Here is a 24,777-nt window from a genome sequence, read left to right as displayed (position 1 = left end):
TGAAGATATGGATATTCAAGACTACAGCCGTGGGCGGAATAACACTAATTCCAAACTGGCATTTCAACAAGTAAAGGTGACAATTCCGAAAATGCAGGATAGGGTTTTAAATGAAGTAGACGGAATTAAATCAACATTAGACATAGCTACGATACTGGGAGTTCCGATACACACAATATCCGGACGGTTCTCAGAGCTAAGATCTAAACAAAAAATCTATCAAATTTCATCAAAAAAACACGGACGTACTTCATATGCCGTGTACACTAAAACAATTAATTAAAATGGAAAAACTATCACTCTACCAAAAACTGCATAAAATTCAAAAAGAGCTTATAGGCTTAAAAAAAGATAAGAAATCATTTAACTATGAATATACTTCTGGGGAAAAAGTTATTAACCATTTGAAACCATTAATGAATGATTATTGCCTGCTTTTGAAACAGGAAATACTTTCCATAGAAAACGAGCGCCAAGACTATTCAACCACAGGAAAAAGATGGGAAAAAGTTGATGGAAAAAATAAACAGGTTGAATTTGAAAAGAGTAATTCTGAAATACTTTCTAAAGTTGAAATGAGATTCACCTGGATTGATGTGGAAACCGGAGAAAAGGATGAAAATTTATTTGGAGCTAATGGACAAAACGGATGGGACAAAGGAGTAGGTTCAGCGCTTACTTATGGCGAAAGGTACTTTCTTCTAAAATACTTCCATATTGACACTTCTAAAGATGATGTAGATGCAAAAAGCAATATAACACCTGAACAACAGGATGAAATAGTAAAAGACATTTTAGAAAGTATAAGCAAGAGCCAGACAAAGGATGAATTAATGGAGGTTTGGGAAAGTATTTCTGAGGAACAGCAGATTAGAACCAAAAGTGAATTTTCTAAAAAGCACAATCTACTTTCAAAAAAATAATAATGGATTTTTCAAATTATATATTCAGGTCTCATATGGTGGGAAATATAATCAACGTTCCTAAGCCATTGACACAAGATCAAAACGCAACCTTAGCAAATTATAGAGAAAGAAATTCTGGCATTGGGAGATCGCTTACTGAAAAGCAAAAAGATGTTCTGAAGGACTTGGAATACAAAGAAATGAAAAGCCGAGTATATGAGCTTTCCGACTTTAACAAAGCTGAACTCACAAAAATAGTTTGCTACGAAAAATCAGGAAGATCTAAAATACTTGAGAATGCATACTTGGAAAAAGGCTTGAAAGTAGAAAAGTCAGCCAGAGATTTAATATCCAAAGTTCTAGGTATATTATTGACTTCAGACGATGAGCGAAAGTCTAATAAATGGGTAACTGGCAAACGTGATATATTTTCGAAAAGCGTTATTCCTGACATAAAAGCTACTTATAGCTATGAAACATTCATTAAACATTTATTAGAATCAGCCAGCTCACTATACTTAAGGCAGTTAGATAGCTATATGGATTTGTGGAAAATTTATCAATCACTTCTATGCTTTGTGCTTATTGACACTCCTTCAAATTTAGTAGACAAGGAAATAATAAAAGCTTCTTACTCTAAAGAAATTCTTTCGTTAGATGGCGACATCAAAGAAACAGGCATAGAAGAAGTAAAGAGAATCATTACAAATCATATTTACACTAGATCCGGATTAGAAAAATACTGTAGCGAATCTTCATACGCTTACATTGAATGGTTTGATGATTTTGTAGAAATACCAGATAATGAAAGAATACATATGATTCCTCATTCATTTGATAAGGCACGAATTGAACAACGCAATGAGTGTATAATTCTAGGTAGAGAATTTATGAACACAGTAAAACCAATAAATAATATAATTCAAATAACAGCATAACATGGAACTACAAGGAACAATAAAAAAGATCGGGAACACTGAAACATTTTCATCAGGATTTCAAAAAAGAGAATTCATTCTACTGACTCAGGAACAATACCCACAACCAATCAATATTGAAATTATGGGTGATAAGATTGATATTCTGGACCCATATAAGGAAGGCGATAATGTGAGTGTTGGAATAAATATCAGAGGAAGGGAATGGACTTCTCCATTAGGCGAAACTAAATACTTCAACTCAATAGTTGCTTGGAAAATTCAAAAACTTCCCTGATGAAAGAAAAAGACGGAATGTGGATTGGCCGTGACAGCAACGGTCTATTCAAATGGAACGAAAAGAGACTAATCCGAATCGAAAACGACAAAAAGAAAAACAATGAAAAACCCAAAAACAAACCCAGAAATTGAAGCTATAAAAGCTAGTCTATGTAAAGAATTAGGTTATATACCAGGTGATAAAGTGCCGAATAGTAGAGTATCAAAAGCATTAGGAATGCTAGATGCCACCGCAACATTAATTTATGCTAAAACGCTAAAGCGTCCAGCAAGATTTGCGAGGCCCGGAGAATGCCAGTACACAATGGAGTTGGAAAAAGAACGAAGACCAAAAGTATCAAAACCTGAAGATGTATTGCTATCAACTACGGCAGCGGCTAAATTATTAGAAGTTCACAAAGCAAGCCTTAACACTATGCGAAATGCCGGAAAGGTAGAAGCTGAAAAGATAAAGGGAAGGTATTTCTTCAAACCGGAAGAAGTTGAAAGGCTAAGAATAAAAAGAGCAGTTGATAAGCTTTAAAAAAACTACCATGCATTAGTGATGTTTTAGCATGGGTAAAACCAAATTGAATTAACTTAATTTTTAATTAAATGATATGGCACAATTAGGATTTACATTTTATCCTAAAGATTGGTGGACCAGCGATTCATTCTATACTTTGAATCCCTTTGAAAGATATATTTACTTGGAATTGTTGTTTATGATGTATGACAATTCAGGCTACGTATTAAACGAAAAGATTAAAGTTGAGCGTCGTTTATCCACAACTATTAGGGAAGATGTCTGGTTAAAAATTACCGATTTAATGGTCAAAGAAGGTGACCAATTAACCTGCGACAGTGTTAATAAGAGATTAAAAAAAGCAACAGCAAATAGGGAAAACGGGAAAAAAGGAGGCGCTCCTAAAGGCAATAATAATGCTAAGAAAAATGATACTGAAGATGAAAAACAACCCAAACAACCCAAAAAAACAACCCAAAACAACCCACCTTATAAAGAGAAAGAGAATAATAATATAATTACTACTAACTGTATTAATAATCTTTATAATTATTCTTTTGTGAAAATCGATGATTTCCACGAGCTCTATAAAAAATTTGAATTTGAGAGAAAGTATTTGTTTCTGGCTTACAAGTTTTGGGAAATGTGGAACAAGGAAAACCCAAATCAAAAAACTTTGACAGATGCCAAAATATCAAAATGGTACGAAGCCATTAGGCTGATTGTAGAAGTCGATAAGCAAAAACCAGATAAGCTGATAGGTATTTACTGCTACTTTCAGAAATGCGCAAGTAAAGAATCTGGATTTGATGATTTCTGGTTCAAAACTGTAAAATCGGTTTCAGCATTCAGGAAGAAGGACAAAGACGAAGTTTACTACCTAGATAAAATAATCAGTCACGTAAACAACAAAATAGCAAAAGATCAAGATTTTTCAAGACTCGTACAGGATACAATTAAAAAATTCAACAAATGAAAGCTATTAGACACCTCAAAAATCGATTTGAATATGCCTTGAATGGTTCTGGTTCAATTAAGGTAAACCAGAACGATATTGACGCCTTAAATACGTTGATAAAAGAAGAGAATACAAAATGTAGGAATACCGAACTAGAAGACTCCTTGATTTTATTCTACCTTTTGTCTGTTTACAAGGTCCAAAATATTAAAAACAAAGCTTTTCTTCAAGAGAAAAACGAAGATGAAATTAGATTTCCGTTAGGCATGCCGGAAGCAAGTGTAATACTAAACAATCTATCCAGTAGAATAAACCCTAAAAAGCATATTATTCAGATGATTGCTAATGAACTTTGGATTTATCAGGAATACGAAAGAATACCGAAAGATAGGGATTTGTACATGAAGGAAGTATATTCCGAACAGGAGTGGGAGCAAAAAGATCATATTTCGCATCTTAAGGTAACTAAGCAGGAAATGATCCCTATCAAAAAAGAACATAGAATCACTTTTGAGCAGGTAGAAGAGTTGGTAAATAAAGCCATTGCTCATGCAAAAGATAATTTTCCAATGTTTAAAAAGCTTGATCAAGGATTCGCTAAATTACTGAAAATTGAACCGTTAAGCAGTAGGTTATGATAGAGGAATTAAAGCCAATAGGACAGGTTGAAAAACCAGCAGAAATTATCAATTTGAATGATTACTTGGTGAGTCCTGATGAAGATATTCCAGAACCAACGCCGATATTGTCAGTTAAAGAGTTCGGGCGGAAAATACCAATATTCACTGAAGATAATGTTTCAATGATTTTCGGACCTGCAAAATCTAGGAAGTCAGCATTAATAAGATCTATTTGTCAAACTGTTTTATCCGGAGAAAACGATAAGATGTTTTCAGATTATTATAGCAAAAATATAGCTGTTTTTGACACCGAACAATCAAGATTCCATTGTCTAAGATCAACTAGAATAATATGGAATATGACACAACAAGCGATTAATTATTTCTGCATTTCAACATTAAATAAAGATCAGAAAAAGAAAATAGTTGAAGATTTTTTAATACAGAATCCAGATTGCGGATTGGTAATACTAGATAACATTGTTCACTTCGTTGGAGATTTTAACAGTGCGCAGGAAAGTTCAGAAGTTACCGAATGGGTGTTAAATATGAAAAGCAAGTATAAAACCCATATTCTAGTTGTCCTTCATGAGAACGCATCATCAGGATTTATTAAGCCAAGGGGGCATTTAGGAACAAACTTGATGAACCTTTGCGAAACAGCGATTAGAATACAGAAAGATCCAAATGATAAATTTCAAAGCATTGTTTCTGCAGCATTGACAAGAGGTAGGAGTTTTGAAGATTTTGCATTAACAATGGATGATCAAATGATTCCTTACCTAAGCGATTTAACTCCATATGAAAAAGAAAATTTTAAATTATGAGTGATCTTGAACAGTTCAAAAAGAACTACCCGCAACGAATTGAAAATTTATCCAAGTCAAAAACAGAATGGATTAAAGACTTTGTTGACTCCCAAAAGCCAAAGAAGCCTGTTAAGACTGTGGGTGAAATGTACAAGGAGTTGAAAAGAAAATCACTTCTTTAAAACTCCTCGCCATTCGCCATTCTCATTGTAAGAATGTTCAGCGTACTGATCTGAAGCGATAAGCTCAAAAACAGAACATTCGAGAGCGTCAGCTATTTTTTGAACTCGATCAGATTTGAAATTCCCTTTAATACTTAAATCTAAAGCCTGTCTTGAAATGCCTAACATGTCCGCAAGCTCTTGTAGGGTTATACCCTTCTTTTTACAAATTTCTTTAACTCTTAATTCCATACTGCAAATGTAATGTAAAATAAATCTTTTACAAATATAATAAAATGTAAATAAAAAACTTTACAAAATATTTTGTAATGTAAAAGAAAAGCTTTACATTTGTAACAGCAAAAACGATAACAATTAAAATTACAACGCTATGATGGAAGATTTGTTTAAATCAGTTAATCCGTATAAGAATATATTATGGGATTATGATAAAATTAAGAAAGCGTATCAGGATTTTTATTTTGGAAATATAGAAAATATCGTCGAAGGTCTAGAAGAAAGTATAATTAAGTACAGCAATATTTGCCCTAAAAATTTATATGCAAAAGAAGAACAGCAAAATAGATTGAATATTCTAAAAAGCCTATTAATTTATTTTAAGAATGAATAGTTTTGATAATTCACATGGTTAGTTTTCCCCGGCTTTCGGGTCGGGGTTTTATTTCAAACAAAAATTATAAACAAATGAAAAATTCAAAATACATTAGAATCCCAATCACTGAAAAGCATGTAGGCAAGAGTCTTACATGTGTTAATAAAAGCGGAATTATTTCAATTGGCACAATACATCAAAGTCGTTTAGATTATTCATTTACATGCATTTCAGCAATCCACGGAGAAAAAGAATATTCTTACGATGTAAAGCATTTTTTGCAGGAAGTCCCCGACTATGAGGAGGAGATGAAGGAGATGCTGGAAGAATTAACAACGCATCATTTTAATTTCATGGGGTGCGACGAAATAAACGATTTGAAATCAAGAGCTGAAGATTTACTTACCAAAATAAAACAACAATCATGAGAGAAATTAAATTCAGAGCTTTAAATGTAAAAGGTGAGTGGCATTATGGTTTATTATGTCATGATAAAACAAAAGACACCGATTACGAATGGTTCATTTCTAATTCATCCGGAAAACCATATGCTTTTGGAGCAATTGAAAAAACTATTGGCCAGTACACCGGACTCAAAGACAAAAACTTCGCAGACATATATGAGGGTGATATTGATAAGTCAGGAAATGTTATAAAATGGAATTCAGAGAAAGCCATGTTTGCACTATACAGTAAAGAAAACCGTCTTATGTCTTGGCCGTTGTTTGGGAAAGAAATTGAAGTCATCGGCAACATTCACTCCAATCCGGAGCTTTTAAAATAAACGGTTCTCCTTCCGTATTCTAAAGGGGAAAACAACAACAATTTAAAGTAAAGTCAAAGTTCGCAAAACATAGCGAACGCGCCAGACTTATGTCAAATTTAAAAAATATAACAATGGAAAACACACTAGAAAATAAATCAAAGTTCTTTGCTCAGTATTATGGACAAGAAGTAGCAAACATTCAACATCCTTTTGATGAAGATTACATGGGCGCAGTTGAAGGGCTGTTTATTGACGGGATTAATTATTTAGAACTCAAACCTCTTTCATCAATTACAGAGGAAGATGCAGAAGGCGTTGCTAAAATTATTTCTGAAACCATTCATAATTCAACTACAAAAAAATTGGTAACATATTATGCCGATGATATAAAAAGAGATCCAGAAGTTTTATCGTTAGCATCTTTTGATACAGTTGACTATCTGCGTTCAAAAGGCTACGCATTACCATGGATGGGGTTATCAGTTGAAAAGCTTGTAGAATACGGTTGGATTAAATTTAAAGAAAACTAGCCATGGAAAAGCACCAAGAGAAACAAGAGATCTTTGATCAGTATGCAAGAAGCCAAAGGTATTTAGATTGGGATCAATTACATAGAGTGTATTCTGTTCAACAAGACGAGTTGCTAGATCATATTTTCGCTGCCTGCGATCTCATACAGGAGGAACAGCAGAAGAGAATAGCGGAGAATGCAAGAATGCGCTATCCATATAAAAATGATTGGATTGACAAAACATCAATAATTAACCCCGAAAACAAAATACAATGAAAATAATTAATCTGTGTGCCGGAGTTGGAGGTAATGCAAAAAAGTGGGAAGGACACGAAGTAACGGCTGTTGAAAATGACGCAAAAATAGCAGCGGTATATCAAAAGGTAAATCCTAGTCATAAGGTTATAGTTGCTGATGCTTACGAATATCTTAAAGAACATTATGAAGAATTTGACTTTGTTTGGATTTCTCCACCATGCCAGAAGCACTCAAGAATGATGAAGGCAACCAGGCACAAGGTTGCTGATTATCCCGACTTCAAACTATACGAAGTGATTGTTTTCCTTACTCACTTTTTTAAAGGTAAATGGGTGGTTGAAAATGTTGTTCCATACTATAAACCTCTTATAGAGCCAACTAAGCGAATTGGAAGGCATCTTTTCTGGTCTAATTTCGAGATCACAGCAGACGAAATAAAGCAACCTAAAGGGTTTATTACAAAGGCAAATCTCCAAGGTAAAAAAGAAATGATGGACTGGCTAGGAATTCATTTTGATGAAGTCGTTTACTACAAAAAAAATCATTGTCCGGTTCAAATTCTTAGAAATTGTGTGCATCCTGATTTAGGAAAACAAATACTCGATTGCGCGATATGAAAGCACTAGAAGAACTAACAGCGGATATTAGGGAGAAGATTTCGAGGTTGATGGAGTTAACTGAAGGGCAAAGATTACTAACCTTGATTAGTGATGAATCAAATGATATTTATGAAGGCGCATATGAGAGGATAGGAATTGGAGCGGAACTTTTAGAAAATGGAAATATAGAAATTGGAGGTTATCAATATGAGATAGGAAAAGACTTTGAAATTGTAGGCAAAGAACCCATGATTAACGATGTACTGGAATGGTTACAGGTAAAAAGTAAAACAGACTTTGAGCCAGCAGATAAAAGATATTTAACCCACTTTTTAGCCTTTAAATTATCTGAATGGGATTTATCAAAACCCTATTTAAAAGACCAATCCCCTGAACTAATAAACTTCCTTCACTCACTTATAAAAACAAAACAATGAATAAAGACGAACTTTTAAAAATTTACTCGGCTTATCTGCAGTACAACCTGCAATTTAAAGATTATGGAACTCTAAAAGGCATAAGAGACTGGCTTGGATGGAGCTTGGTTTTTGATGACAAAACGGGATCAGTACATGTGCCAATAGGAACGGTTAGGCCCTACCTCTACGATCTCTGCTATCTAACAAAGCCAATAGAGCATGAGGGGGAAATGTTTATACCAACAGAAAGATTGATGAATTATGCTTCAAATTTCGGCGTACACAGAGGCATTTTTGAGCATATGTTAAGTAGCATATTAGATGGTAAGACTTACATAACGGAATTGCCTTACTACTTAATCATAAAACTCTTAGAATGGCACTTCAATATTTTTTCACTTCCGGAATCCGAATACATCAACAAAGCAACTTTAACCAATAAATAATAAAGCAATGGAAAAAATTAAATGCTACACAATGTCAATGGGAGAAGATAGTAAACTCATTGATCCGGATATTCAAAATATCATAGATACAATTCAGGTAGAATTAGAAGAAAATTGCACCGAATCAGATCCTTTAAGCTTTGACTTTGGCGTGGTCTATATGACTCAGAATGAAATTGATGATTTGCCGGAATTTGATGGATTTTAAAAAAAATGTAAATGAGCCAGACCAATACAAAGGAATTATCCGAGATAATAGTAAAAGCAATCAATGATGAACCATTTTTAAATAAAGAAACTTTAATACCAAAGATACAGGCAATAATTAAAGGTTTTAGATTGACTTTAGATATAACGAATTATAAAAAAGCTCCAAAAGATAATGCATACATCAATCTAGTTAAATCCAACCGAATAAAAGAAATGGAAACTAATTTTTGGAAACATAGGCTTCAAAATACGATTGGAAAACAAAATATGCAGCCATACTATGATGAGCTAGATTTAAAGAGATCAGAATATGGAGAATAATAAAATTTAACCCAGTGCCATCTTAGGGTGGCACTTAAAACAAGAATTATGAAACAGATATTATATGTTATTATTGCTTCAGATAATAAATACTGGGCTGGATTATCAAAGGGTGTCGAATGGTGGTCTACTTATTTCACTGAAGCAAAAGTTTTTACCAACCATGAATTAGCTCAAAAAGAGCTTAAGAACAAAGGTATTCGAGCAAAAGTTTATAAGATAATAATTAATCCAATACTAATAGAATTATGATTGAATCAAAAGAACTTAGAATAGGGAATTATCTCAGAATAGAAAAAGACGTGTTAATAGTTAGTGAAATTCATGAAAAAGGATTTTACGCATGGAATGAAGTTAAGGGAAATTTAAAAGGAAACGTATGGGAAATAAAGCCCATAGAGCTAACAGAAGAGTGGCTTTTGAAGTTTGGGTTTGAGAAAAAAGCTGAGCATAATTTAAAATTAGACGTATTAACAAGGAGCATAATTCATGCTTATACTCATGGGAAAGTAGAAATAGAACTAGGAAATAGGAGTGGTTATTCTTTCGGCTATCCAGAAGTACAATTCGTTCACCAGCTTCAAAACCTTTATTTCGCCCTTACTGGGGAAGAACTAACAATAAAAGAACAGCCATGATTCCAAACAAATTATACTTTGGTACTGCATTAAAAGCTTTAGAAAACGATCAAAACTTTCTTGTTTGGTTTTTTCCATGGAATGGGATGATCCGGAATAATGATGGTGAAGAAGTTGGTGTAATTTCCACTAAGATAATGGATAGATTAATTGGTGATGACAGAATTGAATCCATAGGAAGAGGCTCTGAATTGCTAGATCACGAAAAATACTACAAATTAAAAAAATAAGCCATGAAGCAGTTACAATTAGAATTAAACAAAAGACTCCTTATTGTGGAGCTCCCAGAAGATAAAATATTTTCAGCCGAAAAACAGATAAAAGCCTTTATTGACAGTCAAAAGTATATTAATGATCAATTGGGTCTTAAAATAGACTTAAGTATTCTCTGCAAAGGCGATGAGCTTACTGAGGATATTGCGAAGGGATTTACACATAGTATGAATTTTGGAACAGATGAAAATCCTGATATTGGTTATCACCATTCCATTAAATATAATTATTGTTGTGGATCTGCTTTGGAATCATTCATTTCTACCATAGAATCAAAAGGCTACCATTGGGGAGAGAATCCGGTGAAATTCAAAGACAATGAAATGAATTGGGAAAAACGTCGTAAAAACCGGATAGATTGGGAAACAGCCGAGTCCAGGACCTTCAGACCTGAGAAATGTAGAATATTTGAAATACTGTAAAGATGATAAACGATAATGGCGTAATTACAGATTATGTTGTTACTTATTCTTACGATGATGGCAAATGTATGTATGAGATCAGGAAGGGAGAACATGAGAATAAATCTTATTATTCAAGTTCAATGTGTATAAGCGGATTTGGAATAATTACAGGAGCTTCAAGCGCGCTGCTTGCCAGTTCCTCAACATCATTTTGCATTTGAGTTTCAGAAATTTTAGCATTTACATATACTATAAGAATATCATCAACACCTTCATTGTTTTCTTCAATATTATAATATTTTGAGCTATGATCAGCAAATCTAACCAACTTATTGCCCTGACGATGGTAAAAAGACTTGCCTAACAAATTAGAAGAGTTACCAAAAGTGTAATTGTAAATGTCGTGAATGAAAGTCATAACTGTTTGTTTTGTTATACACAATGTAATAATAATATTACATATATGCAATACTTAAGTAATAATAATATTACAATTTCTTTCAATTCTAAATAAGTTAGATTAGTCGAAAAAAAATATTAGAAATTTCTATAAAAAAAGTTAGAAAATACTTTTTTTACTACACGAATCTTTGTAACTTTACTGTAAAGCAAGTGATTATGAGTGTAGTATATAGTAAGCAGTATCAAAATAGAAATAAGTATAAGGCGGTAAAGCAAAAGGTTGATGGATATACTTTCGATTCTAAAAGAGAGGCTTCTTACTATATGGAATTACAATGGAGATTGAAGGCTGGGGATATAAAAGAAATCATAAAACAAAAATCATTAGAGCTTTATTGTAATGAAAAACTTATATGTAAGTATAAGGTTGATTTCTGTGTGATAACGAAAGAAGATGAGGTAGAACTACACGAGGTTAAAGGCTTTGAAACAAGGGATTGGATGTTGAAATGGAAGATGGCTGAGGCACAGCTTGAAGATATTGGAAATAGGCAGTTTGGAGGAGTTGTGCCGAAACTTGTTTTAGTTAAATAAGATATGATTAATTGTTGTTGAATTACCAAGCACAGATGATGAGTGCAGAGGGGGAGGAGAGTTGGTTGATGAAGGAGGGTGCTTGGTGTTTTTTTAAAAGTAAATTTATGTTAACGGGAAAAGCAAAAGAAGATTTAAAAGTTTGGTTTGAAAAGAATTATAATGATAATTTTGAATACTACCATTCCGATAAAATGTATCGAGTTTTAATGACAATTGTTGTTGATTGGTTCCATTCAATTGGAGCAAAAGAAATCGGAGGACATTCTATTTCAGATATGATTTGCACAAGTTTGCAGACAAATGTTCCAATTTTTATGGCTATGAAGCACTCTATTTTAAAAGCAAACGAATATTACAATGATATTCATGAAAATGAAATTAAAAAATGCGATCATGAGTTTATTCCCACTAATTCAAAATGGCAATCGCAAGGACAAAGAAAGTGCATTGATTGTGGGTTTGTGATTGATTAATAAGTATAATATGATGTACGGAGGTTATCAGTAGGGCGGGGGTTCGATGCCTTCCTTTTCCACAAGAAAGAACATCCGGTGTCAGGTCCGGGGAATATTGCTCCTGAAAGTTGATGCATAGGCTTTCGGACTTCCATATTGTTCTTTTAGATTGATTTAATGCAGTAGGAATTTTTCATATTAATATTTTGTGATTTGGTGTCCCGCTGCTGTAATAGGTAGCGGTTTTTTTTGAATTGTTTATGAAGATAGAATTATATAATGAAGATAATCTGGAATTAATGAAAAGACTTCCAGATGAAAGTATAGATGTGATCTGTATAGATCCGCCGTATTTATATTTGAAAAATCAGAAGCTTGATAGGCCGTTTGATGAGCATAAGTTCTTTTCTGAGTGTAGAAGGCTTTTAACAAAAAAAGGATTCATTGTAATGTTTGGCAGGGGCGAAAGCTTTTACCGTTGGAATACAATTCTTTCAGATCTAAAGTTTACATTCAAAGAAGAAATTATTTGGGATAAAAAGTATATATCTTCACCAGTACTTCCGATAAGTAGGTGTCATGAAACAATATCAATATTCACAAAAGGCTTCGGGTCTATTAATGAGGTTAAAATACGATATAACGAATTCAGAACAATTCATGATGTAGATAAAGTAATCAATGATGTTAATAGGCTTAAAAGTGTGTTCAATAACGAAAAGTCATTTTCTTATGTGCTAAACTATTTAAATGAAAATAGGACTGATATAAAAGAGCAAAGAAATGCAAAATATGGTATATCATGCCAAACTAAATCAATTGGAAGTCAAGTTGTGAGTCCTATGAAGTCAATTAAAGAGGGGATGAAAATCAAATCTATAATTTCTTTAAATAGAGATCATTTTACATCAATTCACCCTACGCAAAAGCCAGTAAGTCTTTTAGAGCGTCTTTTAAAATTGGTAATTCCCATGAATAATAAAAAGATTGTTATTGCTGACTTCTTCAGCGGATCTGCATCATGTGGAGAAGCTGTATTTAATCTACAGTCTGAATTTCCGGAAATGGAGTTTGAATTCATTGGCTGCGAGATTGATCAGGAGTATTTTGAAAAGGGAAAAGAAAGGATAGAAAAACTACAGCCGCTGCAGCCTGAATTATTTAGGTAGCGGGGTTTTTAATTTAGGGAGTATGAGTAAATTTTATGAAGTAACAACTGATGACGGAATGGGAGGGTCTAAATTCCTTGGTTATGCAAGTGGGGCTAAAGAGGACATATTGAAATATTACCAGCATAAAAAAGTGTGCCCCGTCTATGACATCTATTTTAGAGAATTGTCTTTGGTAGTTGTCAGTTCTGAAATGGCTGAAGAAAATGAAAAGATATTTCTTCAAAAAATGGAATTGCAAAAACAGCTTAATGATCTTAATCAAAAACTAAGATAAACTAATTTTCTATGGGAAAAAAATTAAGTAAAATAAAATGTTGGTTATTTGGACATAAGTACAGGCTTGAAAAAAAATACAGTAATAATATTCAGAAATTAAACTGTAAAAGATGCGGGAGAAAGTTTGGAATCAATCATGATGTAAGAGCTGTATTGCCTTGGGATCAAGAATTGGGAGATTTAATGAAAATAATTTATCCTGATAAACTAAACTAATTTTCTATGGCAGAGGGAGTGACAGGGAGTGCGGTGAAAGCAAAATACTCAATGAGTAGAATTAAGGAGGATCTACCTGGCGAAGAATGGAAGGAATTAAAAAATTATCCGGACAGATATATGGTCTCGAATTACGGCAGGATCAAAAGTATTATTAAAAGGACACCAGTCGTATTAAAGAAGTCTTTTATCAACAAAAGGTTTCATGTTGTACTAACAGATAGGAGAGGAAGGCAAAGAATAGAACTTTGCGGGAGATTAGTTGCATCAGAATTTATCCGACTGCCTGAAGAGAATGAAGTGCTATGGTATAAGAATGGAGACAAAAAACTAGATGTACTTGATAACCTCGATTGGACAACTAAAAGAGAAAGTATAATTGCTGCAGTAAATAGGGGTTGCTATCCAAAAAATCTTAATAAAAACGAAAATAACGCTATGGCAATTCTTTCAAGAGAAGATGTGAAGAACATTAGAAGGATGAAGGCTAGCGGTGTTAAAAGTATAGATCTAAAAAATAACTACAATGTTTCAATAGGATGCATTCAAAAAATAGTAAGTAATAAAACTTGGAAAGATATTTAATATGGGAAATAAAATATACACAGAAAAAGAGTTAATATCATTCGGAGAATATTTGCTTTCAAAAGAAAGAGAAAAGCGGATTCAAGGAGACGACGCAGGGAAAAGAAAATATCAGCCAATAGATATTAAAAGAGGAGTTTATCACGCTGATTTAGAAAATTGGAAGAATAAAAAAGATGGGAGCGCCTAAAGGGAATCAGTTTTGGAAACTAAGAGCTAAACATGGAAGAGATACCTTGTTTGAATCACCTGAATTATTATGGAATGCTGCCACTGAGTATTTTGAATGGTGTGATAATAATCCGCTGATTGAAATAGATTTTAAAGGAAAAGACGCAGATAGAGTTGAACTGCCCAAAATGAGACCGTATACACTACATGGACTATGTTTATACTTGGATTGTTCAACATCTTACTTCCGAGAATTTAAGAATTCAGAAAGGAAAAATAAAAAAGATTTTATGTCAGTCATTACGCGTATAGAAGAAACAATATATAATCAAAAATTTACAGGTGCAGCTTCAGGGTTCTTGAATCCAAATATTATTGCCCGTGACTTAGGTCTAGTTGATAAAAAAGAAGTGGAAAACCGAGATTTGATATTAACACCAGAAGAAAGGGAGCAGAAAATAAAAGAATTGCTGGAAAAAGCAAATAAGTGATGGCATTAAGTGATTCAGAAATATTATTACTAGAACGGCTTCTCCATGAAAGGGAAGTCGATTGTCTGTATAATAAATTGACCACTATAGATGAAAATACTAACCCAAATTATAAAGTGCTTTATGAAGCTATTAATAATCAGCAATGGGGTTTTATTAATGGCAAACCTGCTTTAATTTCAGGCTACGCTGGCGCGGCACTTGAAGGTAGTTCTAGGTCAGGAAAAACATGGTCAGGAGTTGACATAATTATTTATCTAGCTACTATTAAGCATAAAAAGGAGGGATGCACTATCAATATATACAGGGAAACCTACAACGAATTCAAAACAACGGTTTATGAGGATTTTAAGAGAAGATTAGATGATTATGGTTTGCCAAATCCATTTCATAATGCAAGAGAGGTCCCAAGTTTCCGGATAGGAAAATCAACAATAAATTTACTAGGTGACGGAAAACACGGGGGGGGCTGTGATTATGCGTTTTTTAATGAAGCAATGATGATTAGTAAATCAATATTTGATCAGGTTAAAATGCGCTGTCGAAAATTCTGGTGGATGGATTATAATCCGTCATTCACTGATCATTGGGTTTTTGATAATGTTTTGCACAGATCAGACGTAATATTTTTACGTACAACATTTCAAGATAATCCATATATATCGCCTAATGAGCTAAAAGAAATATTAGGATATGAACCGTGGCTTCCTGGTAGTTATGAAGTAACTGTGGACGGAGTGTATTACAATGGATTGCCAGTGACAGAAAAAAACCAGCCTCCGCCACACCCGACAAACATTAAAGAAGGAACTGCAAATGAATTTATGTGGAAAGTATACGGGCTAGGATTGCGTGGAGCAATGCAAGGTGTTATATTTGACAATATATTATGGATAGATGAATTTCCAGAGTATCTCGGATATATTGGGGTTAATGACTTTGGATTCACCTCTGATCCTAACTCGTTTAATAAATTTTCAGAGACAGAAGACTGCATATTTGTAGAACCATTAATTTATGAACCTATAGAAACTGCCGATGTTTTAAGCGCAGCAATTGAAGTTCATGATTTCGATAAAGAAGCCGCTGTAGTTTGTGATTCATCAGATAAGCGAGTTTCTGAAAAAAACGGAACTGTGCAAATGGTTGCAGATCTAAAAGAGCTTGGATGGGATGCTATAAAGATTTCTAAAGTTAAATCTATAACGTACTGGATTCTTTCTATGAAAAAGAAAAAGATATGTATTGTTAAAAATGCACTATATACTAAGATTAAAAAAGAAGCTGAAAATTATAAATGGATGGAAATTAACGGAATATTGATCAACCAGCCAATAGACAAGTTCAACCACTTCTGGGATGCTGTGCGATATGGACACATGGCTTGGAATCAATCGTATACGGTTGAATCTGAAAGAAATTAATAAATTTGAATATGACAAATACAGAGGCAAAATTAATCCACGGATTGATAAAGAAAGAAAATAGAATCAAAGCCACAGAGATAGTAGGTTTCTTCAATATTATGCACGCTCAGGGAAAGTGTAATAAGAAACTTATTGAAGATATTAACGCATATGTTGATATACTAAGTATTTTATACAGAAAGAATGACGGTCTTCCGGTGTACAAAATCCAGAAGAAAGCAAATCCAATTGAACCAGCTGACTTCGCAGCATTCACCAAGTTCCATGTGGAAATAACAGAACTTATGAAAATGTACAAAGAGAAAATGAATTAAAAGTCAATATTATGAGTAATAAGAAGCGAATTAGCAAAAGAGTAAAGATTATCCAGTCTAAAGTTTATCCAAAAATTAAATTAAGAATGAGTTTGTCTTTAGGGTCTCTTACAATAGCCATAAACAATGCAATATTAGCATTCAAGAACCTGGCGTTGGCTTATGAATCCGGAAGGAGTACAGAACCGGAAAAGATCATTGATTCTCATGGTGATGAAATGGTTATTCCAAAGTTTGAAATAAAACGACATAAATATTTCTTAAACACACATACTCCAGAACAGTCTTAACAGGCTGTTTTTTTATTTCACACATACTCATCAAATCATAATTACAGCAGGGGTAAGTTTGTAATGTATTTAATTAAAACACATTACATTGATTCCGGTTGAGTTCATAAAAAAGAAAGTAAACCATGATAATCTCCTTAAGGCTAAACAACAGCATAAGGATATTTCGTATTTGGTCCAATCGGAACTACAGTCTGAGATAACAATAGAATATCTTACAGCATGGGCTAGCAGAAAGTATGCGACAGATAATAAATTTCTAAATTGGGTAAAATCCGTTTTCAAGACGGACAATTTCCTTTCATTTTATAAATACCTAAGACATCCACTTCCATCAGCAAAGATCGTGAACGAAGATGTAAAGCCTAAATTAAGAAGAGTTTTTCATGCTGAAGACTCTATTTTCAAATATACTTTACGTGGAAAGGTAGAAACTTGCCATTCTGATCTAAATTCAAAAGAATTTGACGAAGAATTATTTAATGCAATTCTTTTTGAGCATAATGGTATAGTTGCTCAGGACGTGAGTAGAACTGATGAAGAATATAGGGAAATTATACCTGTAAAATCTATAGTTTCTGTTGATTGTTATAAGGATAAAATAAACAGAATTGCATATAATTCGTATTTAGAATTAGAAGACAACAAAATACCCGGATATACATACCTTGACAAAGAACAATATATTTTTTTTGATAAGGATTTTAATCAGGTTAGTCAAAGCTTTCATGATCTTGGCGAATGCCCGGCCGACTGGATTTCAAGCGAAAATATGTTTACTACAAATAATGTAGTTAAAAAATCTATATTCTCATATGTCATTGCAGATCTTGAAGAATACGTTTTTCTTAAAACGTTGCAAAGAATGACAGAACCTAACGGAGCTATCCCGGTAGCTGTTCAATTAAACTCTAAAGAGACTAAAGCAGCCGGAGAGCTTAAGAAAGGTTTATCAAAAGAACCAATGTCGCCTACGATACTTGGATCAAATTCAGACAAAGATATTTATCCTGTTTCATCTTCCGAAAGTCAGTTACAAGCAGGAACAATCATAAAAGTAACGCCGCCTTCAGATGCTGATGGCAACATAAACATGGATGTAGTACAGAACTACTTCCAATTCCATTATATGCCAATTGAGGCACTGACTTATATTGATGACAGGATAAAAGATATTGAAAATCGAATTAATGCGTCATTAATAGGAGATTACAAAGAACAAAATGAAGCCGCTAAAAATGAATTGCAGGTAGAAAAAGGCTACAACGGGAAAGAGGATAGGTTAAGATGGCTTTCAAACGAATTAAGTAGAATTAAGCAGCTTTCTGACTTTAAAACATTAGCCTTATTACATGGCAAGGACAACGTAAATGTTGAAGTGTTTTTTGGTACTGATTTTTTCATTGAAACGTTAGATGAACTCTTTAATTCATTTAATAAGGCCCCAAATGCTATTGAGCGTAGAAAGATACTGAAAAGAATTTCTCAGAACCGAAATAAGCATAATCTGCAGCAGGCAAAAAGAGATGTTATTCTTTACACCCTTATCCCTTACACTTCTGATAAGGATTTCGATACTGCATTGAAAAGAGATATTGATCCTGTAACATTTGAATTTCAAACAAGATTTGATTACTGGATTTCGCTTTTTGAGGCTGAATATGGGCAGATAGAAGAATTCTACGAAGGCTTGGGCGAAATGAAGGATAGCGAAAAGATAATACGGATAAATAATTTAATCAAAAATATAATTCAAAATGAGAGTACAATTAAAGCTTAGGCTATACTATGGTAAGCAGATGTATGACTCTAAGGGAAATGTAGTGACAAGAAATGAAGGCATTTCTATTCAATATGATACATTGGAGTACATGAACTTTATGAAGCATCTAATTGCTAACGGCGTGTCATCCGTTAAGGTCGAAAAAGCTTACAATCTTGATGAAGTAAACGTCAAAGAATCTGTTCAATCGCCAAATAGATACAAAGAAATTGAAGATGTGTCAAAATACGAAAACGACATCAAACAGTATCTGGAAGCACCTGAAAAAGAGCTTACGCCTGAACAAAAAAGAATTAAAGATCTGGAAGAAAAACTAGAGTCATTATTACAGAATCAGCCAGAACCGAAAGAGCCTAAATCAGGTTTGTCTGTTGGAAGAAAGAAAACAATAGAATCACCAGAACCGAAAGAGGAAGAACAAAAGTAAAACATTTTAATTCATAAAAGATTATGGAAATATTATCAGATGATGTTATCAAAGAAACAGGTTTAACGCCTGAACAAGTATCAGCATTGACTCCAAGGCTAACAGACTATTTTTCAGATCAGAAAAAAGAATGGGATAAAAAAGCCAATGATAATGCGGAGGGAATCCTAACGGGTGCTGCTAATTACCTACAAGAAAAGACAGGAGTAAAGGTGGAACGCCAGCAAGGCGAAAAGTTTGGTGATTATGTCGCCAGAATTTCTACTACAGCCTTGGAGAATAAGTCTTCAGAGATAGAAAGATTAAAATCAGAGTATCAGCAAAAGATAAAAGAGTTTAAAGGCGATGATGCAACAAAATCAGAATTGGAAATTGCGAAGCAAAAACTTGATGATGCTCAAAAGCAGTTAGCTAACTATGAAGAGTTAACAGAAAAGGCAGGGAAATATGAAACCGTATCAAAAGAATTATCTGAATTCAAAGTTATGGCAGCGTTTGGCAATGTTAAACCAGTATTCTCTAAAGAAGCGAATCAGTATGAAGTTTCAGCTAAATGGAATGACTTTCAGAAAAGAACTCAGGAAAAATATAACATTGAAATTGTTGATGGAGAGTACATAGCTGTTGATAAGGAAAATCAATATAAAAGTGTAAAGCTTTCTGAATTAGTAAATAATGATGGCGAATTAAAGAGCATCACAGGAGAAAGGACTATTCCGGGTGTAGGATCTAAGTCTTTTAAAATTGAAGGACTTAATGAAGATGTTCCGGAGGAAGCCAAAAAAGACACCTCTAAAAGAGCAGCGTTTATTGAGGCTCAATTAGAAAAAGAAGGGTTAACAGTTACATCGCCCGAATATGCTAAGAGATTCGGAGAACTAAATAAGAAAATAAAAGAGAGTTAAACGCGAAAGACCGCAAAACGTATTAAATATTAATTAAAACAAAAAAAATGAATTTAGATGCTACAATGTGGCTGGATTATCAAGACGTCAATTCGACTAATGAGAAGCGTTTTGCGCAACTTGGCGTTTTAGATCTTGTTAAGGACAGTACACAATTTACAGATTACATCTCGCCGACTGCGAGACAAAGATTAAGTGAATCTTCTTCTCTAAGAAATGTTAAGATTCCGGTTATTAAAGATCAGCAAATCGAAGTTACATCAACACCTGGATTTGTTATTCCAGCGAACCAAGAAGTGTCTGATGAATACTCATTTGTTGCTTATGATGTTTTCTCAGGTTTTAGACATCATCCAGCATTGTATGGAAACAATACAGTAGATGCGGATTTTGCGCTTAGAGAAAAAATGAAGAACATCAGCTACGAAATGGGGAAGAGAGTTGAATCTATTCTTGTAACCAATTTGGAGGCAAGAAAGACGCAAAAACTTGATTACACTACTCAAGTAAGCCAAGGAGATGGGGTATTCAGCTTTAACACTACAACTGACACACTAGAAGTAAGTAAAGCGGCTCAAAAAGAAACAATGTTTTTCAATATTGATACGCTTATGGGAGCTAACGAAGTTGGAGGCGGTTATAGCTATGTAACATCAAGAGGAGGATTAGCGGTTCAGAAATCTGAATTAGCTAAATATGGAATGGCTAACCAGAAAAATCTTCAGGCTCTTAATTTCCCTACAATGGAAAGGCTTTATGAGACTGGAACAATACTTCCAAATAGCGCTGTATTCAACGGATTTGCCGTGAGAGATGGTGCAATGGGGATCATAGAGAATTATCCTTGGGATTTCAGAAATGGAACTGTCATTGATGGAAAGAAATGGTCTACTTCGGGCATTGAGCTTCCGTTCACAAGAATGGTTGCGAATGTATACGTTAACAACGCTGCTACAGATGCAACAGCAATGGTTAGCGCAGGTAAAGATTCAAATCTTATTATGACTCACTTCCAGGAGATGGCTATCTGGCATAGGTTCTATGTTGTATACAGATACAACAGTGATCTTGCTAATAGAGTTAACGACATTGTAAAAATTACAGGTTTAACCGCTTAAAAAAAAGATAATGGATTATAATTTTTCATATTCAAATGGTGAAGTAGGAGAAGCGGAGAAAGCTTATGCTGTTGTTGTAACAGACAATACAACTCTTACAGCGAATGATTCAGGTAAAATTATTTTGGTGGGGACAGACGCTAAAACTATTACGCTTCCAGCTTCTAAAGCTGGATTGACATTTACATTCGTGAATATTGGTGTTGCCGGAAATAATATACTGAAAGTTTCTCCCGTGTCTACTGAAGGAATATCCGGAACTATTACACTGGCCAGTTCGGTTGTTGTTCTTGATGGGACTGTAAACAAGGCAGCCATTAATACAAAAGCTACCTCTAAAACAGGAGATACCATCACGATTTTGGGAACTGGATTAGCAGGGGTGAACGCGTGGGTTGTCACATCATCAACAGGAATTTGGGCTAGAGAAGCTTAAAAAAATAAAGTATTATGAAGTTAGGATTTGCAGAGGAATACACGAACAACGTAAAATTAGATAAAGAACTAATACTGAATTCAAAAACAGGAATAGTTCTAAACAGTGGTATTCATCCATATATTACCGTAGATAATCTTCTGCATTTTCTGCCTTCAATTGATATTGAATTTAGTCAATACGAATCAGGGAAAACATATAACAATTATTCGGAAAGCAGGAACAGGGATGATGTAGTAATATTTAACGATAATCTATATCAATGTCTTGTAGATGGAACGACTGGAGTACAACCTGACACAGATTCAACCAAATGGTTGCCGACAAATAAAGAAAGTTTAGTCATTAAATCATGGATTGAAAAAGTTAAGGATAAGGCTATCTCTGATCTGTATCTATCTAAAAGACTTATTAATTCCCAATACATATATGAAAATGGAGAAAGTAACGTGACTTTACCAAATGATTATTCGGGATGGGTTTTTGAATCGAAAGGAAGCGATTATATAACCATTGCTCTGAATGAAATATCGGTACAGGCTACGACAACTAATCTGATAAACTTATATGTTATAAATCAAGGAAATTTAGTTGACACTTTGACTTTACATCCCAAAAACGGAGAGTTGTTTTTTGAAGAAATAAACTACTCTTTTTCAGGACCTGGAAGATGGATTTTTGCTATAGACAGCCGTGAGGTGAAATCAAATTTTGGATGGGTTGACGAGCTTAAATATGATGGGTTTATTTGTTATCCGGTTACCGGAACAGGAGATGCACCAGAAAGTTCAAAATTCACCTACAATAACGTTTCTAATGGCTTTGGATTTAATGTCTCTGTGTCATTAAATAGTGACAATTATATTAAGTATAATTTTCAAAATTTCACTTCTTATGTAAAAGCATGTTTTGAGTACATGACATTGTTAATGTTCTCAGCAAACTCACATCAACGTAGTAATCGTACAGAGAATGGGATAAACAAAGACATGCTACTTATGGAAACAAAAGATTTGGATGCCAATACTTCTGTAAAGAGATACTTTCATGAGTTTAAAGAGGCTAAAAAGGTTATTCAAAAAACTTTTGATACCCAGATAGGATATGAAGGAGGATTTGATGTTGAAGTAATATCTGTTTAAAAAATGATACACGATAGAACAAACCCTATAGGACTGGATTTACTAATTGGAAAAGCACAAAAAAAGATTTACGCTGCTTTGAATAGTAAATGGGGCATTGACATTGAGGCGTATCCAAGGTGTTATGTAATTGAAGACGACCAAGAGAAAAGAACAGTCGAGCATTACACTTCCAAAAACGAATATAGTGGCAATTTAATAGTATCAGAAAACGATAAGTTTTTCTTTACTGCAGAGGATGACCAGGAGCGAATTAATAACGTTCAATTCGAAACGAAAGTAAAACTTTATTTCATTCTTGATTTGAAATTCATTTACCCAGATGATCCTGGAAGATGTGATTCAAGAGTATTAGCGGATGTCGTTAATGCTGTTGACAGGAGTGGAGGCTTTACAAACGAATACACAGTAGTAACAGATTACCAGAGTGTATTTGAATCATTTGATTACAACTTCGACAATATGCAGCCTTATTACTGTTTTCGCATTGACCTGAAAACGATTCCATATTCAATTGATTCAATATGTTAAAAAAATAAAATAAAAAAATATAAAATGGCATTAACAATTAAAAAATGTAGCATATCAGATATGGTAGCCAGATTAGGGGGACTATATTGTGATGAAGAGCAGGTTTCTGGAATTATTTTAGCAGACCGTTCAGTTGCCTTTGATCCGGCAACTTTTACAAAGACAATACTTGACGGATTTATCCAGCAAGATAAAATCATAGGTACACTTAAATACTTTTCTGCAGAAGATGCGGATGTAGATCCAACTTATACAGATTCTTCTACTGGTGAAAGCACTAAGCAGACGCTGGGTATTAAGAAGTGGAACTTTATGTTTAATAAAGGAAACTGCTTTCAAAACGAAATAAACAAGCTTGATAAGAGCGAAAGATATTCAATTTTCATTGTTTACCAGGATGGCTCTATTCTAGGACAATTAATGAAAGATGGGAGAGTAAAAGGATTCAATGTTAAAACATTTGCTGGTATTAAAAAAGTAAAAACAGCTGCAGAAGGTGGCGGTTCAACTTTAAGAGTAGATCTTCTTCCGGATGCAATGAAATACTGGCAGGGGCAATCCGCACTTGTTGAAAGTGATGAAATTGATTTCACGGAATTGAATCCGGTTGCGGGAGCTTCAATTGATATTACATCTGCATTGGCTGCGGCAGCTACTTCAACAAAAGTAGTAGTTACAAACCAATGTGCAAATAGTAGAATAAACGGATTAACTACTGCTTCAAAATGGAAAATGAGAAGAAATGGAGTATTGGAGTCGGTAACTGCTGTTTCTGAAGTTAACGGAGAATATACTTTCACTCATGCGGCATTAGTTGCTACAAATAAAATTTCATTTGAACTTAACGATGCAGGATACCCGGTTTATGTTCTTGACACGGCATATTATGCGGGAGCATCAGACACTGAAACAGTTGCATAATGTACAAGGTTGGATTATATGCTATTTCACCTGAAGAACCTTTCTCTTCATTAGAACAGGCGGTGGAATATATACAGAAACTTTATCCTGAATTGGATAAAGAAAGCATTGAAAATTATTTAACACCTAAAATTGAAACCAATGGCAAGGATAAATCCGGAGACGTTTCTGAAGAGAATTCAGTTAGCAACAAAGATGACTCCGAAGCTGGTACAACAGGCGTTAAAAGAATCAAATCTACCTCAAATAAACCAGGATAACCTTCTGCGAGGAAAAACGAGTGATGGGGGGCGTATGCCTCCTTACTCTCGTAGATACAGAAGAGGTAATTTATTCTATGCTGATTATAAAAACAGGATGAATCCTTTGAACAATCGAAGATGGGACTTAAAGCACTGGTGGAATAAAGAATATGATGGATTATTTTATAAAAGCATAAAAGTAAAGGTTAATCTTAAAGATATACAATTTACTACAAATTATAG

44 protein-coding genes and 1 pseudogene are annotated in these 24,777 nt (G+C 33.9%); 43 read left to right on the top strand and 2 right to left on the bottom strand.

What is annotated here, in order from left to right; genetic code table 11:
• Positions 1–284 precede the first annotated feature (284 nt).
• The 9 genes and pseudogenes from ACODR7_RS18105 (at position 285) to ACODR7_RS18065 (ending at position 5,196) form a co-directional block, all read left to right on the top strand.
• Positions 285–923, top strand: a complete 639-nt coding sequence (locus tag ACODR7_RS18105; protein WP_488841236.1) for an ERF family protein — start codon at positions 285–287, stop codon at positions 921–923.
• Between the two features lie 2 nt (positions 924–925).
• On the top strand, positions 926–1,843 hold the full coding sequence (locus ACODR7_RS18100; RefSeq protein ID WP_488841234.1) for a hypothetical protein: 918 nt from the start codon (positions 926–928) through the stop codon (positions 1,841–1,843).
• Between the two features lies 1 nt (position 1,844).
• A pseudogene (locus ACODR7_RS18095) lies at positions 1,845–2,111 on the top strand (DUF3127 domain-containing protein); the annotation flags it as partial.
• Positions 2,112–2,119: 8 nt separating this feature from the next.
• Entirely contained in the window at positions 2,120–2,254 is a 135-nt protein-coding gene (locus tag ACODR7_RS18090) for a hypothetical protein (protein ID WP_488841232.1), read from the top strand.
• Entirely contained in the window at positions 2,223–2,645 is a 423-nt protein-coding gene (locus ACODR7_RS18085; RefSeq protein WP_488841230.1) for a helix-turn-helix domain-containing protein, read from the top strand. Before ACODR7_RS18090 ends, ACODR7_RS18085 begins: the two co-directional genes overlap by 32 nt.
• 181 nt (positions 2,646–2,826) lie before the next feature.
• Positions 2,827–3,603: a hypothetical protein gene (locus tag ACODR7_RS18080; protein ID WP_488841228.1), complete on the top strand. Its 777-nt coding sequence runs from the start codon at positions 2,827–2,829 to the stop codon at positions 3,601–3,603.
• The gene (locus ACODR7_RS18075) at positions 3,600–4,223 is read left to right on the top strand and encodes a hypothetical protein (RefSeq protein WP_488841226.1); all 624 of its coding nucleotides are present in this window, start codon (positions 3,600–3,602) and stop codon (positions 4,221–4,223) included. The genes ACODR7_RS18080 and ACODR7_RS18075 overlap by 4 nt, the downstream gene beginning before the upstream one ends.
• The gene (locus tag ACODR7_RS18070; RefSeq protein ID WP_488841224.1) at positions 4,220–5,032 is read left to right on the top strand and encodes a hypothetical protein; all 813 of its coding nucleotides are present in this window, start codon (positions 4,220–4,222) and stop codon (positions 5,030–5,032) included. Before ACODR7_RS18075 ends, ACODR7_RS18070 begins: the two co-directional genes overlap by 4 nt.
• On the top strand, positions 5,029–5,196 hold the full coding sequence (locus tag ACODR7_RS18065; protein WP_488841222.1) for a hypothetical protein: 168 nt from the start codon (positions 5,029–5,031) through the stop codon (positions 5,194–5,196). Before ACODR7_RS18070 ends, ACODR7_RS18065 begins: the two co-directional genes overlap by 4 nt.
• Here ACODR7_RS18065 and ACODR7_RS18060 read toward each other — a convergent pair.
• On the bottom strand, positions 5,185–5,427 hold the full coding sequence (locus ACODR7_RS18060) for a helix-turn-helix transcriptional regulator (RefSeq protein WP_488841220.1): 243 nt from the start codon (positions 5,425–5,427) through the stop codon (positions 5,185–5,187). The two genes, ACODR7_RS18065 and ACODR7_RS18060, sit on opposite strands and share 12 nt — an antisense overlap.
• Before the next feature lie 139 nt (positions 5,428–5,566).
• Between ACODR7_RS18060 and ACODR7_RS18055 the strand changes: the two genes are divergently transcribed.
• The 14 genes from ACODR7_RS18055 (at position 5,567) to ACODR7_RS17990 (ending at position 10,651) form a co-directional block, all read left to right on the top strand.
• The gene (locus tag ACODR7_RS18055; protein WP_488841218.1) at positions 5,567–5,806 is read left to right on the top strand and encodes a hypothetical protein; all 240 of its coding nucleotides are present in this window, start codon (positions 5,567–5,569) and stop codon (positions 5,804–5,806) included.
• A gap of 74 nt (positions 5,807–5,880) precedes the next feature.
• Entirely contained in the window at positions 5,881–6,216 is a 336-nt protein-coding gene (locus ACODR7_RS18050; RefSeq protein WP_488841216.1) for a hypothetical protein, read from the top strand.
• Positions 6,213–6,572 carry a YopX family protein gene (locus tag ACODR7_RS18045; protein ID WP_488841214.1) on the top strand — a complete coding sequence of 120 codons (360 nt, stop codon included), beginning with the start codon at positions 6,213–6,215 and terminating at the stop codon, positions 6,570–6,572. Before ACODR7_RS18050 ends, ACODR7_RS18045 begins: the two co-directional genes overlap by 4 nt.
• A 113-nt stretch (positions 6,573–6,685) precedes the next feature.
• Positions 6,686–7,084 carry a hypothetical protein gene (locus ACODR7_RS18040; RefSeq protein WP_488841212.1) on the top strand — a complete coding sequence of 133 codons (399 nt, stop codon included), beginning with the start codon at positions 6,686–6,688 and terminating at the stop codon, positions 7,082–7,084.
• A 2-nt stretch (positions 7,085–7,086) separates the two neighbouring features.
• On the top strand, positions 7,087–7,341 hold the full coding sequence (locus ACODR7_RS18035; protein WP_488841210.1) for a hypothetical protein: 255 nt from the start codon (positions 7,087–7,089) through the stop codon (positions 7,339–7,341).
• On the top strand, positions 7,338–7,940 hold the full coding sequence (locus ACODR7_RS18030; protein ID WP_488841208.1) for a DNA cytosine methyltransferase: 603 nt from the start codon (positions 7,338–7,340) through the stop codon (positions 7,938–7,940). The genes ACODR7_RS18035 and ACODR7_RS18030 overlap by 4 nt, the downstream gene beginning before the upstream one ends.
• Positions 7,937–8,359 (top strand): hypothetical protein, encoded by a 423-nt coding sequence (locus ACODR7_RS18025; RefSeq protein WP_488841206.1) that lies wholly within the window; start codon positions 7,937–7,939, stop codon positions 8,357–8,359. Before ACODR7_RS18030 ends, ACODR7_RS18025 begins: the two co-directional genes overlap by 4 nt.
• Positions 8,356–8,787: a hypothetical protein gene (locus ACODR7_RS18020; RefSeq protein WP_488841204.1), complete on the top strand. Its 432-nt coding sequence runs from the start codon at positions 8,356–8,358 to the stop codon at positions 8,785–8,787. The genes ACODR7_RS18025 and ACODR7_RS18020 overlap by 4 nt, the downstream gene beginning before the upstream one ends.
• A gap of 7 nt (positions 8,788–8,794) precedes the next feature.
• Complete coding sequence (locus tag ACODR7_RS18015; RefSeq protein ID WP_488841202.1) at positions 8,795–8,995, top strand: hypothetical protein; 201 nt, start codon at positions 8,795–8,797, stop codon at positions 8,993–8,995.
• Between the two features lie 11 nt (positions 8,996–9,006).
• Complete coding sequence (locus ACODR7_RS18010; protein WP_488841200.1) at positions 9,007–9,318, top strand: hypothetical protein; 312 nt, start codon at positions 9,007–9,009, stop codon at positions 9,316–9,318.
• A 48-nt stretch (positions 9,319–9,366) separates the two neighbouring features.
• Positions 9,367–9,570 carry a hypothetical protein gene (locus ACODR7_RS18005; protein WP_488841198.1) on the top strand — a complete coding sequence of 68 codons (204 nt, stop codon included), beginning with the start codon at positions 9,367–9,369 and terminating at the stop codon, positions 9,568–9,570.
• Positions 9,567–9,956 carry a hypothetical protein gene (locus ACODR7_RS18000; RefSeq protein WP_488841196.1) on the top strand — a complete coding sequence of 130 codons (390 nt, stop codon included), beginning with the start codon at positions 9,567–9,569 and terminating at the stop codon, positions 9,954–9,956. The genes ACODR7_RS18005 and ACODR7_RS18000 overlap by 4 nt, the downstream gene beginning before the upstream one ends.
• Positions 9,953–10,186 (top strand): hypothetical protein, encoded by a 234-nt coding sequence (locus ACODR7_RS17995; protein WP_488841194.1) that lies wholly within the window; start codon positions 9,953–9,955, stop codon positions 10,184–10,186. The genes ACODR7_RS18000 and ACODR7_RS17995 overlap by 4 nt, the downstream gene beginning before the upstream one ends.
• A 3-nt stretch (positions 10,187–10,189) precedes the next feature.
• Positions 10,190–10,651 carry a hypothetical protein gene (locus ACODR7_RS17990; protein WP_488841192.1) on the top strand — a complete coding sequence of 154 codons (462 nt, stop codon included), beginning with the start codon at positions 10,190–10,192 and terminating at the stop codon, positions 10,649–10,651.
• A gap of 109 nt (positions 10,652–10,760) precedes the next feature.
• Here ACODR7_RS17990 and ACODR7_RS17985 read toward each other — a convergent pair whose 3' ends face one another.
• Positions 10,761–11,051, bottom strand: coding sequence for a hypothetical protein (locus ACODR7_RS17985; protein ID WP_488841190.1), 291 nt, complete (start codon positions 11,049–11,051; stop codon positions 10,761–10,763).
• 200 nt (positions 11,052–11,251) lie between these two features.
• On the opposite strand from ACODR7_RS17985, the gene ACODR7_RS17980 reads away from it, so the two are divergent.
• From ACODR7_RS17980 to ACODR7_RS17885, 20 genes are all read left to right on the top strand, one after another.
• Positions 11,252–11,629, top strand: a complete 378-nt coding sequence (locus ACODR7_RS17980; RefSeq protein ID WP_488841188.1) for a DUF1064 domain-containing protein — start codon at positions 11,252–11,254, stop codon at positions 11,627–11,629.
• Positions 11,630–11,664: 35 nt separating this feature from the next.
• Complete coding sequence (locus ACODR7_RS17975) at positions 11,665–12,105, top strand: hypothetical protein (protein WP_488841187.1); 441 nt, start codon at positions 11,665–11,667, stop codon at positions 12,103–12,105.
• A gap of 242 nt (positions 12,106–12,347) precedes the next feature.
• Positions 12,348–13,256: a DNA-methyltransferase gene (locus ACODR7_RS17970; RefSeq protein WP_488841185.1), complete on the top strand. Its 909-nt coding sequence runs from the start codon at positions 12,348–12,350 to the stop codon at positions 13,254–13,256.
• 22 nt (positions 13,257–13,278) lie between these two features.
• Entirely contained in the window at positions 13,279–13,533 is a 255-nt protein-coding gene (locus ACODR7_RS17965) for a hypothetical protein (RefSeq protein ID WP_488841183.1), read from the top strand.
• Between the two features lie 11 nt (positions 13,534–13,544).
• Positions 13,545–13,751 carry a DUF1660 family phage protein gene (locus tag ACODR7_RS17960; RefSeq protein WP_488841181.1) on the top strand — a complete coding sequence of 69 codons (207 nt, stop codon included), beginning with the start codon at positions 13,545–13,547 and terminating at the stop codon, positions 13,749–13,751.
• A gap of 6 nt (positions 13,752–13,757) precedes the next feature.
• The gene (locus ACODR7_RS17955; protein WP_488841179.1) at positions 13,758–14,336 is read left to right on the top strand and encodes an NUMOD4 domain-containing protein; all 579 of its coding nucleotides are present in this window, start codon (positions 13,758–13,760) and stop codon (positions 14,334–14,336) included.
• A gap of 1 nt (position 14,337) precedes the next feature.
• Positions 14,338–14,526, top strand: a complete 189-nt coding sequence (locus ACODR7_RS17950) for a hypothetical protein (RefSeq protein ID WP_488841177.1) — start codon at positions 14,338–14,340, stop codon at positions 14,524–14,526.
• Positions 14,513–14,998 carry a DNA-packaging protein gene (locus tag ACODR7_RS17945; protein WP_488841175.1) on the top strand — a complete coding sequence of 162 codons (486 nt, stop codon included), beginning with the start codon at positions 14,513–14,515 and terminating at the stop codon, positions 14,996–14,998. Before ACODR7_RS17950 ends, ACODR7_RS17945 begins: the two co-directional genes overlap by 14 nt.
• A complete protein-coding gene (locus tag ACODR7_RS17940; protein WP_488841266.1) occupies positions 14,998–16,422 on the top strand; it encodes a phage terminase large subunit in 1,425 nt (474 codons plus the stop codon). Before ACODR7_RS17945 ends, ACODR7_RS17940 begins: the two co-directional genes overlap by 1 nt.
• Positions 16,423–16,433: 11 nt before the next feature.
• On the top strand, positions 16,434–16,739 hold the full coding sequence (locus ACODR7_RS17935) for a hypothetical protein (protein WP_488841173.1): 306 nt from the start codon (positions 16,434–16,436) through the stop codon (positions 16,737–16,739).
• Positions 16,740–16,750: 11 nt separating this feature from the next.
• A complete protein-coding gene (locus ACODR7_RS17930) occupies positions 16,751–17,029 on the top strand; it encodes a hypothetical protein (protein ID WP_488841171.1) in 279 nt (92 codons plus the stop codon).
• A gap of 88 nt (positions 17,030–17,117) precedes the next feature.
• The gene (locus ACODR7_RS17925; RefSeq protein ID WP_488841170.1) at positions 17,118–18,809 is read left to right on the top strand and encodes a hypothetical protein; all 1,692 of its coding nucleotides are present in this window, start codon (positions 17,118–17,120) and stop codon (positions 18,807–18,809) included.
• Positions 18,787–19,239 carry a hypothetical protein gene (locus ACODR7_RS17920; protein ID WP_488841168.1) on the top strand — a complete coding sequence of 151 codons (453 nt, stop codon included), beginning with the start codon at positions 18,787–18,789 and terminating at the stop codon, positions 19,237–19,239. The genes ACODR7_RS17925 and ACODR7_RS17920 overlap by 23 nt, the downstream gene beginning before the upstream one ends.
• A 23-nt stretch (positions 19,240–19,262) precedes the next feature.
• The gene (locus tag ACODR7_RS17915) at positions 19,263–20,144 is read left to right on the top strand and encodes a hypothetical protein (RefSeq protein ID WP_488841166.1); all 882 of its coding nucleotides are present in this window, start codon (positions 19,263–19,265) and stop codon (positions 20,142–20,144) included.
• A gap of 47 nt (positions 20,145–20,191) precedes the next feature.
• Positions 20,192–21,262, top strand: a complete 1,071-nt coding sequence (locus tag ACODR7_RS17910; RefSeq protein WP_488841164.1) for a hypothetical protein — start codon at positions 20,192–20,194, stop codon at positions 21,260–21,262.
• 10 nt (positions 21,263–21,272) lie between these two features.
• Positions 21,273–21,698 (top strand): hypothetical protein, encoded by a 426-nt coding sequence (locus ACODR7_RS17905; protein ID WP_488841162.1) that lies wholly within the window; start codon positions 21,273–21,275, stop codon positions 21,696–21,698.
• 14 nt (positions 21,699–21,712) lie between these two features.
• Positions 21,713–22,840 carry a hypothetical protein gene (locus tag ACODR7_RS17900; RefSeq protein ID WP_488841160.1) on the top strand — a complete coding sequence of 376 codons (1,128 nt, stop codon included), beginning with the start codon at positions 21,713–21,715 and terminating at the stop codon, positions 22,838–22,840.
• Positions 22,841–22,843: 3 nt separating this feature from the next.
• The gene (locus tag ACODR7_RS17895; RefSeq protein ID WP_488841158.1) at positions 22,844–23,371 is read left to right on the top strand and encodes a hypothetical protein; all 528 of its coding nucleotides are present in this window, start codon (positions 22,844–22,846) and stop codon (positions 23,369–23,371) included.
• Between the two features lie 24 nt (positions 23,372–23,395).
• Positions 23,396–24,292, top strand: coding sequence for a hypothetical protein (locus ACODR7_RS17890; protein WP_488841156.1), 897 nt, complete (start codon positions 23,396–23,398; stop codon positions 24,290–24,292).
• Positions 24,292–24,552 (top strand): hypothetical protein, encoded by a 261-nt coding sequence (locus ACODR7_RS17885; RefSeq protein WP_488841154.1) that lies wholly within the window; start codon positions 24,292–24,294, stop codon positions 24,550–24,552. Before ACODR7_RS17890 ends, ACODR7_RS17885 begins: the two co-directional genes overlap by 1 nt.
• The last annotated feature ends 225 nt before the right edge of the window (positions 24,553–24,777 follow it).

This window comes from Chryseobacterium sp. FG46, assembly GCF_057809135.1.
The sequence above is the reverse complement of the archived record's forward strand: the minus strand, read 5'-3'. Positions and strand labels throughout refer to the sequence as shown.